The sequence below is a fragment of the Nostoc sp. T09 genome (assembly GCF_002154695.1).
Taxonomy (GTDB): Bacteria; Cyanobacteriota; Cyanobacteriia; order Cyanobacteriales; family Nostocaceae; genus Aulosira.
Genome location: NZ_MTAV01000041.1, coordinates 26,536 through 41,268 on the forward strand (window position 1 = coordinate 26,536; position 14,733 = coordinate 41,268).

The 14,733-nt window shown below is 42.8% G+C and carries 14 protein-coding genes; 7 read left to right on the forward strand and 7 right to left on the reverse strand.

What is annotated here, in order from left to right; genetic code table 11:
• Positions 1–923 precede the first annotated feature (923 nt).
• Positions 924–2,123, forward strand: a complete 1,200-nt coding sequence (locus tag BV372_RS10440) for an argininosuccinate synthase (RefSeq protein ID WP_086686436.1) — start codon at positions 924–926, stop codon at positions 2,121–2,123.
• Positions 2,124–2,191: 68 nt separating this feature from the next.
• Here the strand turns inward: BV372_RS10440 and BV372_RS10445 are convergent, their stop codons facing one another.
• Positions 2,192–2,821, reverse strand: coding sequence for a DedA family protein (locus BV372_RS10445; protein ID WP_086686437.1), 630 nt, complete (start codon positions 2,819–2,821; stop codon positions 2,192–2,194).
• 461 nt (positions 2,822–3,282) lie between these two features.
• Here BV372_RS10445 and BV372_RS10450 point away from each other — a divergent pair, with 461 nt between their 5' ends.
• Entirely contained in the window at positions 3,283–3,636 is a 354-nt protein-coding gene (locus BV372_RS10450) for an STAS domain-containing protein (protein WP_086686438.1), read from the forward strand.
• Between the two features lie 550 nt (positions 3,637–4,186).
• On the opposite strand, the gene BV372_RS10455 is transcribed toward BV372_RS10450, so the two are convergent.
• The 3 genes from BV372_RS10455 to rpsF form a co-directional block, all read right to left on the reverse strand.
• Positions 4,187–4,570: a nuclear transport factor 2 family protein gene (locus BV372_RS10455; protein ID WP_086686439.1), complete on the reverse strand. Its 384-nt coding sequence runs from the start codon at positions 4,568–4,570 to the stop codon at positions 4,187–4,189.
• A gap of 308 nt (positions 4,571–4,878) precedes the next feature.
• Positions 4,879–5,439, reverse strand: a complete 561-nt coding sequence (locus tag BV372_RS10460) for an Npun_F5560 family protein (RefSeq protein ID WP_086686440.1) — start codon at positions 5,437–5,439, stop codon at positions 4,879–4,881.
• 199 nt (positions 5,440–5,638) lie between these two features.
• Positions 5,639–5,965 (reverse strand): 30S ribosomal protein S6, encoded by a 327-nt coding sequence (gene rpsF / locus BV372_RS10465; RefSeq protein WP_086686441.1) that lies wholly within the window; start codon positions 5,963–5,965, stop codon positions 5,639–5,641.
• A 455-nt stretch (positions 5,966–6,420) separates the two neighbouring features.
• On the opposite strand from rpsF, the gene BV372_RS10480 reads away from it, so the two are divergent.
• Positions 6,421–7,194, forward strand: coding sequence for a fumarylacetoacetate hydrolase family protein (locus BV372_RS10480; protein WP_086686444.1), 774 nt, complete (start codon positions 6,421–6,423; stop codon positions 7,192–7,194).
• A gap of 3 nt (positions 7,195–7,197) precedes the next feature.
• Here BV372_RS10480 and BV372_RS10485 read toward each other — a convergent pair whose 3' ends face one another.
• Both BV372_RS10485 and BV372_RS10490 read right to left on the reverse strand, forming a co-directional pair.
• Positions 7,198–7,677, reverse strand: coding sequence for a Tic20 family protein (locus tag BV372_RS10485; RefSeq protein ID WP_086686445.1), 480 nt, complete (start codon positions 7,675–7,677; stop codon positions 7,198–7,200).
• 81 nt (positions 7,678–7,758) lie between these two features.
• Positions 7,759–7,956: a hypothetical protein gene (locus BV372_RS10490; protein ID WP_086686446.1), complete on the reverse strand. Its 198-nt coding sequence runs from the start codon at positions 7,954–7,956 to the stop codon at positions 7,759–7,761.
• Positions 7,957–8,525: 569 nt separating this feature from the next.
• Between BV372_RS10490 and glyA the strand changes: the two genes are divergently transcribed.
• From glyA to BV372_RS10505, 3 genes are all read left to right on the forward strand, one after another.
• Entirely contained in the window at positions 8,526–9,809 is a 1,284-nt protein-coding gene (glyA, locus tag BV372_RS10495) for a serine hydroxymethyltransferase (RefSeq protein ID WP_086686447.1), read from the forward strand.
• 210 nt (positions 9,810–10,019) lie between these two features.
• Complete coding sequence (locus BV372_RS10500) at positions 10,020–11,060, forward strand: glycosyltransferase family 4 protein (RefSeq protein WP_086686448.1); 1,041 nt, start codon at positions 10,020–10,022, stop codon at positions 11,058–11,060.
• A gap of 132 nt (positions 11,061–11,192) precedes the next feature.
• Positions 11,193–12,446: a competence/damage-inducible protein A gene (locus tag BV372_RS10505; protein ID WP_086686449.1), complete on the forward strand. Its 1,254-nt coding sequence runs from the start codon at positions 11,193–11,195 to the stop codon at positions 12,444–12,446.
• A 273-nt stretch (positions 12,447–12,719) separates the two neighbouring features.
• Here BV372_RS10505 and BV372_RS10510 read toward each other — a convergent pair whose 3' ends face one another.
• Positions 12,720–13,343, reverse strand: coding sequence for a class I SAM-dependent methyltransferase (locus BV372_RS10510; RefSeq protein WP_086686450.1), 624 nt, complete (start codon positions 13,341–13,343; stop codon positions 12,720–12,722).
• A 93-nt stretch (positions 13,344–13,436) separates the two neighbouring features.
• Between BV372_RS10510 and hemH the strand changes: the two genes are divergently transcribed.
• Positions 13,437–14,600, forward strand: a complete 1,164-nt coding sequence (gene hemH, locus BV372_RS10515) for a ferrochelatase (RefSeq protein ID WP_086686451.1) — start codon at positions 13,437–13,439, stop codon at positions 14,598–14,600.
• Positions 14,601–14,733 lie beyond the last annotated feature (133 nt).

Sequence of the window (14,733 nt, forward strand, 5' to 3'; positions counted from 1 at the left end):
CAGAGAATAAGCCAGAACCGCAACTGCGCCTGCATAAAAACAGCCAAAAAAGCAGCAGCAAAATCAAATCGCAGGGAACTGCATTTGCTCCCTGTAATGCTGTAGAATCTTTAGTCACGCTCCGAACTTTATATCCCTGGCAGATACCAATATGTCCGCTTTGGGAGAGTTAAATAACCGTTTGGGCATCGCTATATTAGGCAAATCAATACTTGAAATTTACAACTCAACCAAAAACTCTGAAAATGTTTACGCCACAACCTACCTTAGTAACAGCATAAAGATTTTTACAAAGATTAGCACAGCTTTGATTTGACTAAATTACAAGAATTATACTTAACTTAAAACTTCTCCTCTTGCTGATAAGAAGAGAAGTATTTCAATTTAAAAATTATGGTACAAAAAATATTGTGATCGCCTCGATTCACCAAATAGTGGAATGCTTGATGGCGGAACGCCCAACGCACCACCAATATTATCAAAGATAGTTCGTTTTCTATAGCAGTCCTATTTCATTTGTCAAAAAACCAGGTAAATTTGTACATCCTTCTTGCCTGTTCCCTGACTTAAAAAGTAATTTCACAACTCCTACACAGATTGCTATTAGGTATAACTCACGTTACTTTTAAAAGCAATTGCTTTATAAGCAAACCCTGACAATTATTTAATAAATACGATTATAATCAGCAATAAATTAATTTAAATAGCTGTTTATATAGCAATCCTAAATTATTATTAAAAAAATCTATTGCCTATTGTCTATTGCCTATTACTTACCTCTACGAGTAAGTTAATAAATCAAATAGAAGCGCTATATAAGCATTTGTAGTTAATTTCTTCATTGTTTGAATACTAGATAAAATATACGTGTATTAGTTAGATATAATAATGACTCATTCTTTGTTTCCTAAGTGGAGAAACTAATGGGTCGCGCTAAAAAGGTTGTCCTGGCATATTCTGGTGGAGTGGATACCTCTGTTTGTATTCCCTACCTCAAGGAGGAGTGGGGTGTAGAAGAGGTGATTGCGCTAGCAGCAGATTTAGGCCAAGGAGATGAATTAGAACCAGTTCGAGAAAAAGCTCTAAAATCGGGTGCAAGTGAATCCCTTGTGGCGGATGTAAAAGAAAGCTTCGTTAAAGATTACGCCTTTGCAGCGATTCAAGCTAACGCCCTCTATGAAAATCGTTATCCTTTAGGAACTGCACTTGCCCGTCCACTAATTGCCAAGATATTAGTAGAAACAGCCCAAAAATATAATGCTGATGCGATCGCTCACGGTTGTACTGGCAAGGGTAACGATCAGGTACGCTTTGATGTCTCCTGTGCGGCCCTAAATCCTAATCTTAAAATCCTCGCACCAGCACGGGAATGGGGAATGAGTCGTGAGGAAACCATTGCCTACGGTGAACGTTATGGTATCCCCACACCAGTAAAAAAATCTTCTCCTTACAGCATTGATAAGAATTTACTCGGTCGTAGTATTGAAGCGGGGGTGCTGGAAGATCCAGCTGCTGAACCACCAGAAGAAATTTATCAGATGACTAAGGCGATCGCGGATACTCCCGATCAGCCCGAGTACATCGAAATTGGTTTCCAACATGGTATTCCTACAACTCTCAACGGTGTAGCAAAAACTCCAGTTGATCTAATTGAACAACTCAATCAGATCGCAGGAAATCATGGCATTGGGCGGATTGATATGATCGAAAACCGCTTGGTGGGCATCAAATCGCGGGAAATCTACGAATCACCTGCGATGGTGCTGTTAATTCAAGCACACCGAGATTTAGAAAGCTTAACTCTGACAGCAGATGTCAGTCACTACAAGCGTGGTATTGAAGAGACTTATACCCAATTGGTCTACAACGGTTTGTGGTACAGTCCACTGAAAGCAGCCTTGGATGGGTTTATTCAAAAGACACAAGAACGAGTTTCTGGTACTGTACGGGTAAAACTTTTTAAGGGTAATGCCACCTTAGTCGGGCGTTGGAGTAATAACTCTCTTTATACCCCTGACTTGGCAACCTACGGTGCTGAAGATAAATTCGATCACAAGGCAGCTGAAGGCTTTATTTACGTTTGGGGTTTACCAACTCGCATTTGGGCCCAACACACTAGGTAAAGGCAAAAATAAAAAGGCAAAAGTACAAAAATAGGATTTGTCACTTTTGCCTTTTATTTTTTACTTTTTTATTCTCCCGCCGCACGCTTGACTTGGCGAGACTCTAACCATATGGGCACAACGATTACAGCAACCAAAATCAGTAAGGCTGCGATCGCAAAATGGCTAACCCAGGAAACCAATTGTTCTAAAGAAACAACTCTTCCTGCAAAGAAAGCTAATGTTACCATCACGCTTGCCCAAGCACTTGCGCCTGCTAAGTTATACACAAAGAATTTTCCAAAAGGCATCTCGGCTATACCAGCTAGTGGCGCAGCAAATATTCGTAGGAACGCGAAAAAGCGTCCAAAAAATACAGCTTTAACAGCATTCTCACTAAATTGCGCTTTAATATTTAGTAGTTTTTCCTCAGATATCCGGAATAACTTACCAATTTGTAGTAAGAAACTCCAACCACCGAGCCTACCAATCCAATAACCACACGTACCACCAATTGCGGCACCTGCAACGGCGTCCCCAAGCACCAGCCAGTAATTAAGTTCATTACTGCCAGCTAGAAACCCGCCTACAAGGGTTACGGTTTCACCAGGAAGGGGAATGCCTAAATTTTCTAGCAAAATTCCCAAAAAAATTGCCCAATAACCATAATGGTGGGCGAATTCCTGGATGTTTTCTAGTGAAATCAACTCAAGAGACATTCCGCACCGCCGCCTTTACAAATTTTTACTTGTACTATAATCTTTGCTCCTTTTTGGGTGGGGTGTCAATCAAGCCACTCATGGGAGTACATAGCTTCTAGTCTATACTAACTATTAATTGTGGAGGATTGACAGGGACTTCTTTATAAGCTATTAACACAACCGTATAGTTACTGAAGAATAAGTATAATCTTTTTATAAAAAATTTATCAAAATCCTAATAAATATAAAAATCTTGTAAAAGATACATAAGCTACTGCCATTCTTAGGAGCTTATGCCTATATTGAGAAAGTTAAGACAAATTATACGGCATGAATACTGAAAAAACTTGTTTCAACTGCACTGCTGTAATTTCTTTGTTGTTTAAATAACACAGTAATTACTTGTTGCAAACCAAACACAGTATTAATGCCAATTTTTTGTTTTCTGTTATAGTGTTGCAATTAATTCAGTGAAATTCATGACTCTGAAACAGAAAGCTCAAGTGGTTTTGTTTAAACCTCAAGGCAGCATAGACTTACAAGGTGGAATCGCCTTAAGTAACGAAATGGCTAAAGTAATACCACAGCCTTACCAACTCTGGGTAATCGACTTAGCAGCAGTAGATTTCATGGATAGTTCTGGCTTAGTCTCGTTGGTAAAAGGATTGAAAGCTGCACGCCATAGCGGTTGCCGCTTGGTTCTTTGCAATGTCAAAGCACCTGTCCGGTTGATTTTGGAACTGACTCAACTGGATTCAGTATTTGAAATCTTTCGTACCTATGAAGATGTCCTCACTATTGCCAACGATAACAGGCTGGTACTAGCGGGGTGAATCTGTCTTTTTATCTAGAAATGCATGGTGAGGCCAAGCAATTTTAGTAATTTTTAATAATTTCCTCGATTACAATCACCTCACCATCATTAACAATATCAGACTGGTGATCATATAGCTTCTGTAAATTTACAATCCCTTAAGGGCAGTTGCCCTTGGGGCTTATATATTGACTTATAGCAAAATAGATTGTTACGCTTTGCTTTCTGCCCCATCAAATTGGTGCCTGAGTAGCAAAATTAAAAGAGGCTAGAGAAAAAGTATGAGCGTGTGTCGTAGTTTAGAAACCTCTCTCACTAAAAAGAGAGGTTTTTGTTTCGGTTTAGGGGTGCGAGTAGCAACGGAACAGAAAACCGGGATAAGAAAATAAAATCAAAAATATTGGCAAAATTCTTACCATGCTTCAATTGGTACAGGTTTCTCCGTGGCGATCACTTGGGTTAAAAGCGGCTCATCAAATCCAAGCGCGTAACTTTCTGTACGGATGCTTACTTCATCCCGGATACAGAAGAAGGCTGCCCGTCGATGCTTGTTCGTTCTTTGCGCGTTGTTAGTCCTTTGGGGTGGACGATGGAAGTGGACAGACTTCCATAGCTTGAATCAAGCCGTGTTCAAAGGTGAATCGATGGCCCACGTGCTCATCGGCAAGAACTGCTCCAGCTAAGTCACGCACGACCTGATGCACATCGACCAAAATGCGCCCGCCCTCCTCCAAGTAAAAGGTTTGCGGCTCGACGTGCCCATTGATCTCGCTCCATTGCTCCGTCCAGTAAGCGCGAACTTCTTCAGGCCCACAGACAAAACCGCCTTTGAACGCTCTCGGCCAAACCACGTCCGGAGTCATGAAGGCAAGGGTAGCGTCAATGTCTCGCGCGTTGAAGGCTGCGTACGCCGCACGGAGCAGTTCGATTAGAAGTGCAGGTTGATCTGACATTTATTGGTATGGTGAAGGAGATGCCGTAAGGACTAATAATTTATTGTACAGAGTTTAGCTGAAGCTTTTTTTATCGACACTATCATGCCTGATGTCAGGTTTATTTCGAGGATTTCCCGTTTTTAATTCTTCTATTGTAAGGAAGGTTGTTTTATATGTAGTTTATGAGCGTTATTCACGAAAAGTTAGCACAGATGATACCAGGCGCTTACATTAAAGAAACCTGGCAGCAATACTAAAATTGGCTGCAATAGCTCTTCATCTTGGCAAGCAACTGGCTCAACTGTTAGGAAAATTTAAAATTAGTTTTAACTATTAGGTACAGGAGAAATACTAGTTTCCTCAGATGTTGGACGGGGAAAACTGGGCAGATCGATGCCACTATGATTGGCATTACGGCTTTTCAGCGCTAAACGATAACTGACACTTTGCAGTTCTGCTTGCAGTTGCCGATTTTCTCGTTGTAGTATTGCTACTTTTTCTCGCACTGGAGCCATACGCTCCTCAAACTTCCGACGGTAAATTTGCGGTAACTCCTGTACTACTTGTTCCAACATGCGGCTGCGATCGGTTAATTCCTGAACTGTTTGCCGCAATTGGTAAATTTCAGCGTCACGCGCGGTAATTTGCTCTTGGTAGAATGTTACCTGTTGCTCGACAGCTTGCAATTGTTCTTGCAAAGCCTGCAGCTGCTTCAGATCTGGCTCCGACTCCGATTTTTGAGGAATAAAACTAGTATTACCCTTAACCAGTCGGAAGAGTTCTTGAGATAACTGTTGTACTAATTGGTCACGAAGTTGCAACTCTTGGCGCAGTTGCGTTACTTCAGTAGAGAGAGCTTGGATGTTGGATGTATCAGATTGGCTCACAGTGGCTTACAGCTCCCATTCAGAATCTTGTCCACTTTTACGTATAACTGCGGTCATAATGCTTTTGGCAAGTAGTTGTTAATTTAGCATTACTAGCCAAGATAGGAAGAAAAAAGGCACATTTTTTTATAAGTTTTATCTTACCCAGTTTTCAGTGCTGAGTAGTAAGACCTCAACACTGAATGCACTCAGAACTTGCTTAAGCGGTTGCAGCCACTTGAGCAGCTTTTTCTTCGTGGACTTCCTGTTTAATTGTTAGGTAGCGAATTACTTCTTCGCTCAAACGCATTGCCCTTTCTACAGGGGCGATCGCAGTTCCAGGACCAGTATAGTTGAATTGAATGTAAATGCCATCCCGGTGCTTTTTAATTTCATAAGCCAGACGACGCTTCCCACGATTTTGAATTTGGATATCTTCAGCACCGTGTTCTTTAAGCAAGTTCTGATATTTATTAACCGCTTGCTCTACCTGTTCGTCTCCTAGATCGGGACGCAGGATGTACATTGTTTCGTAAACTATCGACATGAACTTTAGTCTCCTTATGGACAGAGTGGCTGCTGATGCTAATTTATACAGTATCGATGAGAGCTATCTCAGTACCAATCAACATCTGAAGCAACAAGGAACTATAATCTTACCAGTTTTTAATTTGAATCTTGAGCCAAATCCGCCAAAGTTTCAATCTCTAAAAAGAAGCTACCCCCCTGACTTCTGATATTTAGCAGCCGCATGAGCAGCTTTAGCACTACCCTGACGGGAAGTTGCTGGGTGACAACACAGGCAGTTAAGTTAACCCTGGGATTGAATTACAAAAGGGGAATCGAGTTTTGGGCTGTCAACCGCCAAGTCTTACTAGCTATCGGTTTCAGGCTCGAGGCTCTACCGTTGCATGTTGGCTCTACTGATTTTTCAAAAGCTAACTCACGGTTGCTACCAGCTAACAGCTTTCAATTGCATCCAAAAGGATATTAATCAAGGTTATGGCGCAGCGCTATGTGCGAGTTCAAAATCAGGAAGGACAGATTTACTATGGGTTATTACAACTATCCCTTAATGTCCAGGTACTAGATGCTCCGCCCTGGTTACAGGGACAACCTACAGACTTAATATTGGAACCAGACAACTATCACATTCTGGCTCCTTGTGCTCCCTCAAAAATTGTAGCGGTGGGCAAGAATTATGCAGATCATGCAGCAGAAATGGGGACTCCCGTACCGAGTGAACCACTGATCTTTCTCAAACCACCTACATCTATTGTTGCCTCTGAGACAGAAATTAAATATCCTCACCTGTCACAACGGGTAGACTACGAAGGCGAATTAGCGCTGATCATTGGCGATCGCACTAGTGACTGTACCCCAGAGGAAGCCCAAACCAAAATTTGGGGTTATACCATTGCTAATGATGTGACAGCGCGGGATTTACAAAAAAAAGATGGTCAATGGACGCGAGCCAAAGGTTTTGATACATTTTGTCCTTTGGGTCCTTGGATCGTCAGAGAATTAAATCCGGGTGCGAGATTGCAGACTTTTTTGAATGAGGATGCTAATCCTGTGCAATCTACCTGTATCGATCAGATGGTATTTGCTCCCGATTTTTTAGTGTCCTATATTAGTCAGGTAATGACGCTGCTGCCAGGAGATGTGATACTCACTGGTACACCAGAGGGAGTCGGTTGCTTGCAGCTAGGCGATCGCGTCCGTGTAGAAATTGAAGGCATTGGTCGCCTAGAAAACACTGTGGCAGCTCGTTAATTACTACCGCACTTGCATATAAACAGCATCAGAAATTGCTGGAATTTCTGCGTAACGCCCCATAAGAGACTGAGCAACAGAATATACTATTGCTGCTACTAGACCGAGAAAGATTGTGCTGGCTACAGTTTGAACTGCAAAATCTACACCAGGGAGTGCTACAACCCGCAAAACTATGCTGCACAAAAACACAATAATATCTAAAAGGATTGCCTGCATAGTATTAAAACGAATGAAATGAATGATTTTTTCATTTCTAACTACCAAAAAGAATAAGGCAAAGAAAACAATCAATTGCCCAAATTGTCCTAAGCTAGCGTAAATGGCAACGATAGGCCCAAGGGGCAAAAATAGAACTTGCAGCTCCGGAAATTGTCTTAATAAGGATACATAACCAAACATCAGCCCATCAATTAAGGGCAGTAAATAAGGTAAGCAAGCAAGAATACGGTCCGAAACCGTTGTAGACCCGCGCCAAGACATGGTGAGTTCTCCTGTGGATAAAGTTCAACAGTTACTTGAGCCTAGGATAACGCAGTTACCTGGTCTTGCTAGCAAATCCTCTTATTCTATATTGGCAATGAGAAAACCCATCATACACTCATACTGCTCTGGCTGCTGTTCGGTGAGTTTGCGTACTTGTTGACCACAACGCAGTTGACCTTGACTCCAACGTGGTTGACCACTTTGATCAGCTAGTAGACAAGACTGGCAAACCTTCCCAGGGGCAAGGATTTGATTTTCCATTAAAATGACTAGCATCCCATCCCTCCTGTAAATTCTCACTATGACCCACAATTTCACTTAGGGGAGAATCGGCTTTTTAGACGCCCCAGCCGCAGAATTACTAGATGTTCCAGCTTTGCTCAGTCTAGAATTTGGGAAAAGTGGATTGTGATTCGGGATGGCAATGAACGCCTAAAAGTAACCTCTGAGGTCTCTTGGGCAAAATGTGGGCGATCGCTTAGCGCTTAAGAGCAAGGGAGGAGTTTTGAGAAGAAGCACCTCGACAATATACAGGCGTCGCAACTCAAACAAAATTGCCACAGTAGACTCTAAATTTATTGTATGTTGTATATAGTAGAGAAGAGTTTTTTTAGTAAAAAGTAATACATATATTGGCATAAGGTATTCTAAATTAAAAAAATTAGAAACCTTTGATTCTGGGTTTTTATACAGTCTCGAACTGGCGTCTGATAATAAATAAGTTGGTAATCGTCAAAAGCCATTGAACTATAGACTAAATATGTACTATTGACTGTGGACTGTCACGTAGGTAAGACACCCAGCCAAAATTAACTGTTGTGCAAATTTCTCTAAGGATAGCGGAAGTGACAAAGACTAATTCAGACTTTCTAGCCTCTAGCGACCCCGCGATCGCGGAGCTACTTAATCAAGAACTACAGCGTCAACGTGACCATTTGGAGTTGATTGCTAGTGAAAACTTTACCTCAGCGGCTGTATTAGCAGCGCAAGGTTCTGTACTCACAAATAAATATGCCGAAGGCCTACCTGGTAAACGCTACTATGGCGGTTGTGAATTTATTGACAAAGTTGAGCAGTTAGCGATTAACCGTGCTAAACAGCTTTTTGGTGCTGCTCATGCGAATGTCCAACCTCATTCTGGTGCTCAAGCGAATTTTGCCGTGTTCTTAACACTGTTAGAACCAGGCGACAAAATTATGGGGATGGATTTGTCTCATGGTGGGCATCTTACCCACGGTTCACCTGTGAATGTGTCGGGGAAGTGGTTCAAAGTTAGCCATTACGGCGTTAGCGAACAAACAGAACAACTAGACTATGAGCAAATTCGGGATCTGGCGTTAAGGGAGCGTCCTAAGCTACTGATTTGTGGTTATTCCGCTTATCCCCGAATTATTGACTTTGAAAAGTTCCGCAGTATCGCCGATGAAATCGGTGCTTATCTGCTAGCAGATATTGCCCACATTGCTGGTTTGGTCGCTACTGGTCTTCATCCCGACCCCATACCTTATTGCGATGTGGTAACTACAACTACCCATAAAACCCTACGTGGTCCTCGTGGCGGTTTAATTTTGACCCGCGACGCCGAACTCGGTAAAAAGTTCGATAAATCTGTTTTCCCCGGAACTCAGGGCGGTCCATTAGAACATGTGATTGCTGGTAAAGCAGTAGCTTTTGGCGAAGCTCTCAAGCCTGAGTTTAAAACATATTCTGCGCAAGTGATTGACAATGCCCGTGCTCTGGCAACTCAACTGCAAAATCGGGGGTTAAAGCTAGTATCAGATGGTACTGATAACCACTTAATGTTAGTAGATTTGCGGTCTATCGGACTGACAGGTAAGCAAGCAGATCAGCTGGTGAGTGGCGTAAATATTACCGCTAACAAAAATACAGTTCCCTTCGATCCGCAGTCACCATTTGTTACCAGCGGTCTGAGGTTAGGTTCGCCAGCCATGACAACTAGGGGGCTAGGAGAAGTAGAGTTTACAGAGATTGGAAATATTATTGCCGATCGCTTACTATCTCCAGACTCCGAGGAAGTTGCTGCTGATTGTCGGCGACGGGTAGCGGCATTATGCGATCGCTTCCCCCTATACTCTCATCTAGAGATTCCCGTACCAGCTCTAGCATAGGACATGGGGCATGGGGTATAGGTCAAAAGGCAATAGGCAAGAGTCAAGAGTCAATAATTCTTTCTCCCTTGTCTCCCTTATCCCCCCTGCTCCTTGTCACTCTCCTGCCAATGCCAGTTCTATGCTGATCAATGACTCACATTTAGTAGATCTAGGTAGAAAAATCCCTCAGCAGATTTTTGTCTTACAAATTACTTTTTGAAAATACAGATGCCTCCCCAGATTTATCATCTGATTTCTTTTTTAGTAGCCGCCGTAGTCGTTCTCTGGACTACGCCAGATGTCAAAAACATTGGGATCAAAAGTGGACGTGTAGATCAACCTGGTGGACGCAAAGTCCATCAACGCCCAATGGTCCGCTTGGGAGGAGTTTCGATTTTCGCAGGGACTATAACCTCTCTACTAATTGTCTGGTGGTTAGGTGGATTTGGCAGTCTGCCGCCGGAAAAAGAATGGCAAATTTGGGGTGTCACCTTGGGTGGTCTCGGCTTTTTTCTGATTGGTTTAGCCGACGATTTGCTTAACTTGTCACCCCTGTCACGTCTGTTGATGCAAATGATTGTGGCAGCTGGTGCATGGAAAGCAGGCGTAAGTATAGATTTTATTACTGTTCCCACAGTCGGGATTGTTGACCTGGACTGGCTGAGTTTACCGATTACAGTCATTTGGCTGGTAGGAATGGTCAATGCCATTAATTGGATTGACGGTTTAGATGGATTAGCGGCTGGGGTATCGGGAATTGCCGCTATGGTAATGCTAGTTGTGGCACTGTTTATGCACCAATCAGCAGCAGCCTTAATTGCCGCAGCCCTTGCCGGTGCTGCACTGGGATTTCTCCGCTATAATTTCAACCCTGCTCAAATCTTTATGGGAGATGGCGGGGCTTATTTTATGGGATTCACCTTAGCGTCTGTAGGTGTAATTGGTCTGGTAAAAATCCCGGCTTTCACAGCTGTATTATTGCCTTACCTGATTCTTGCCGTACCGATTGTAGATATGTCAGCAGTGATTTTAGCGCGACTGCGACGCGGCAAATCTCCATTTACAGCAGATAAAAGCCATCTCCACCACAGACTACTCAAGGCTGGTTTATCTCATCGCTGGACCGTTTTATTTATTTATTCTTTAACTTTATGGGTTGGCAGTTTAGCATTGGCTATTGCTGGCATACCTAGTGGTATTGCTTACGCCTGTGCTGGAACTTCACTGCTCAGTTTCGCTATCTGGCGAGTTTGGAAACTCTCTCGGTAAAATCAAGTATTTTAGATTTGTAATTTTGGATTCAATCTAAAATCCGTCTGGGAAAGTTTGCTAGGTTGGTCAACTCCTGCCAGAAACTGACTCAACTTTCCACAAAATCTTTAATCTCAAATCTAAAATCTGATGAGTGCAGAAATTATTTGTGTTGGTACAGAAATGCTGTTGGGAGATATTCTTAACAGCAATGCGCAATTTCTAGCGAAACAATTAGCTCAGCTAGGTATTCCCCACCATTATCAAACAGTGGTAGGAGATAATCCCGAACGACTCAAGCAAGTTATAGAAATTGCCACCTCAAGAGCGCAAATTTTGATTTTTACAGGTGGTCTTGGTCCCACGCCAGATGACCTCACCTGCGAAACCATCGCTGATTTTTTTGGCGTTCCTTTGGTAGAACGTGCCGAAATCATCGAAGATATGGCTCAGAAATTTGCTCAACGCGGTCGGGTTATGACCCCTAGTAACCGCAAACAAGCTTTGATTCCTCAAGGCGCAGAAATTTTGCCTAACCCTACAGGTACAGCACCTGGCATTATCTGGCAACCCCGTCCTAATGTAACTATTTTTACTTTTCCTGGTGTGCCATCTGAAATGTACCGGATGTGGGAAGAAACAGCAGTACCTTATCTCAAAAGCCAAGGCTGGGGACAAGAAATTATTTACAGCCGGAGTTTAAGGTTTTGGGGAATTGGTGAATCTGCTTTGGCAGAAAAAGTAGCCCCTTATTTTAATTTGTCTAACCCCACAGTTGCACCTTATGCAGGTACTGGGGAAGTCAGACTCAGAATTTCTGCTAAAGCCGCTTCGGAAGTAGCAGCAGAAGATTTGATTGCGCCTATTGAAAAACAAATCAAAGAAATTGCTGGCTTAGATTATTACGGTGTTGATAATGATACTTTAGCTTCAGTAGTTGGTAAGTTATTGCAGGCTTCAGGAGAAACCTTATCAGTAGCAGAATCCTGCACTGGTGGTGGGCTAGGACAAATGTTGACTGATATTTCTGGTAGTTCTGAATACTTTTGGGGCGGAGTAATTTCTTATGATAACTCCGTGAAAATAGGTTTGCTAGGAGTGAACCCAGACGACCTTGCTAAATTTGGAGCCGTAAGTGCTACTGTTGCAGAGCAAATGGCAGTTGGAGTAAAAACCCGCCTCTCTACCACTTGGGGATTAGGTGTGACTGGTATTGCTGGCCCAACTGGCGGAACGGACACCAAGCCTGTGGGTTTGGTTTACATTGGTTTAGCTGGGCCTAAAGATGAAGTCGCCAGTTTTGAGTATCGCTTTGGAACAACACGGAATCGCTCTTATATTCGCTATGTCAGCGCATGTGCAGCATTGGATGTACTGCGGCGGCAGTTATTGAAGAGACAGTAATGATTACCTAACAAATTAACGGTAGCCGTCACCCTCAAGGGTGCGGCTAGCCGGGCAAAGCCTGCAAAGGGAGGCTAGGGTTTAGCTTTCTTTTAATGGATTCTGCTTTGCTTCATAAAATTGACAAGCAGCATAAGCCAATGCATAAATCATTATTGCATTTGAACTAGCGCCAATGCTTAGCAAGTTCGACGCCATAATCATCAACTCTCAAACATCCATACTTTATTTATAGGATAGACAGGATGCCTGCCATTATTTAGGTGATATCTTTCACTTTTTTGCATGAATCACCTGTAAACTTCCACCTGCATATAACTTTGGTTTACTAACTTCAAACCCTATTTCTGCCAATAACCCAGCTAAATCGGTCTTTAATAGCTGCCAAGCTGTGTCGGTCTCAAATAACAGCAAAAACAGTGAAACTCCAGGCCAGAATATAGGATTTGTGGGAGCGTGAAAATCTACTAGTGTAAACACACCACCCGGTTTGAGGACTCGATAAACCTCAGTAATAATTTTGTGCAATTGCTCAGTTTCCATCTCGTGCAGTGCCACACTTGTATGCACTACATCAAATTCACCATCCACAAAGGGCATATTTTCTGCAAAAGCTTCCACATAGGAGGCGCTAGGCACATTTTGCTTTGCCCGTTTCAAAGATAAGGGAGAGGCATCCAACCCTGTTACATTTTGTGAATATTTCACTAAAAATTGTGTTGATTGACCACTGCCACAACATAAATCTAAAATTTTAGTCTCTGAGTTGATTGTTAAACCATGCAAAGCTAGTTGGCGAAACCGAGTTTCACCGCCTACACTTAATGCCGCTAAACCTGATATGCCGTCATACAGCCACTGATAGCGATAACTCCAGTCTCTTAAAATTGTTGCCATAACAACTTTCTGTCCTGTTAACCTTTATATTTAATAAAGATATATTGTTAACATTAGTAAAAAAACTGAAAGGGTTGGGGGAAAGTAACTGCTATGGGTCGTGTAGGCGTCTTATTACTCAATCTCGGTGGTCCAGATAAGCTGGAAGATGTTGGTCCGTTTTTGTTTAACCTGTTTTCTGATCCAGAAATTATTCGCCTACCATTTCGTTGGTTGCAAAGACCCTTAGCTTGGTTCATTGCTTCACGGCGCACTAAAACATCTCAAGAAAACTATAAGCAAATCGGGGGTGGCTCCCCACTGCGACGCATCACCGAAGCGCAAGGTGAAGCTTTGAAAGAACAGCTGAGCGCTCTGGGGCAAGAAGCTAATATCTATGTGGGAATGCGTTACTGGCATCCTTATACTGAAGAAGCGATCGCTCTGCTTACTCAAGATAATATCGAAAGCTTAGTAATTTTACCCCTATACCCCCAATTTTCCATCAGTACCAGTGGTTCCAGCTTCCGCCTTTTAGAAAAACTTTGGCAAGAAGACCCAAAACTGCAACCTCTTAAATACACAGTCATTCCCTCCTGGTATAAACAATCGGGCTATCTCCAAGCAATGGCAGAACTCATTGCCCAAGAACTTGATGAATTTCCCAATCCCGATGAAGTTCATATCTTCTTCAGCGCTCATGGTGTACCTAAAAGCTACGTTGAAGAAGCAGGAGACCCTTACCAGCAAGAAATTGAGGAATGTACGGTTCTGATTATGCGTACTCTCAATCGTCCCAATGCCCACACCTTGGCTTATCAAAGTCGTGTGGGTCCTGTAGAGTGGCTTCAACCTTACACGGAGGATGCACTAAAAGAATTAGGGGCCCAAGGTGTCAAAGATTTAGTTGTCGTACCTATCAGTTTTGTCTCAGAACACATTGAGACACTGCAAGAAATTGACATTGAGTATCGCGAAGTAGCCGAGGAAGCGGGAATTCATAACTTCCGGCGTGTACCTGCTCCCAATACCCATCCAGTATTTATTAGAGCGCTGGCAGATTTAGTAATTGATGCGCTCAAACAACCGAGTTTCAAGCTTTCTCAAGCTGCCCAGATGAAGAAGAGGGTTAAAATGTATCCCCAAGAGCGTTGGGAATGGGGTATAACCACGAGCGCCGAAGTCTGGAATGGTCGGATTGCTATGCTTGGCTTTATTGCCCTAATTATCGAGCTAGTGACTGGTCGAGGACTGCTGCACATGATTGGACTCTTGTAACCGCTACGCCAACTCAAGAGTTTAAAGTCCAAAGTAGAAAGTAAAAGTAAGGGTTTGAGCGAACGGTGGGCACTGCCCACCCAGCCCTTTCAACGCGAACAAATGAACTACTGTCTTCAAAGCTGAAACCCAG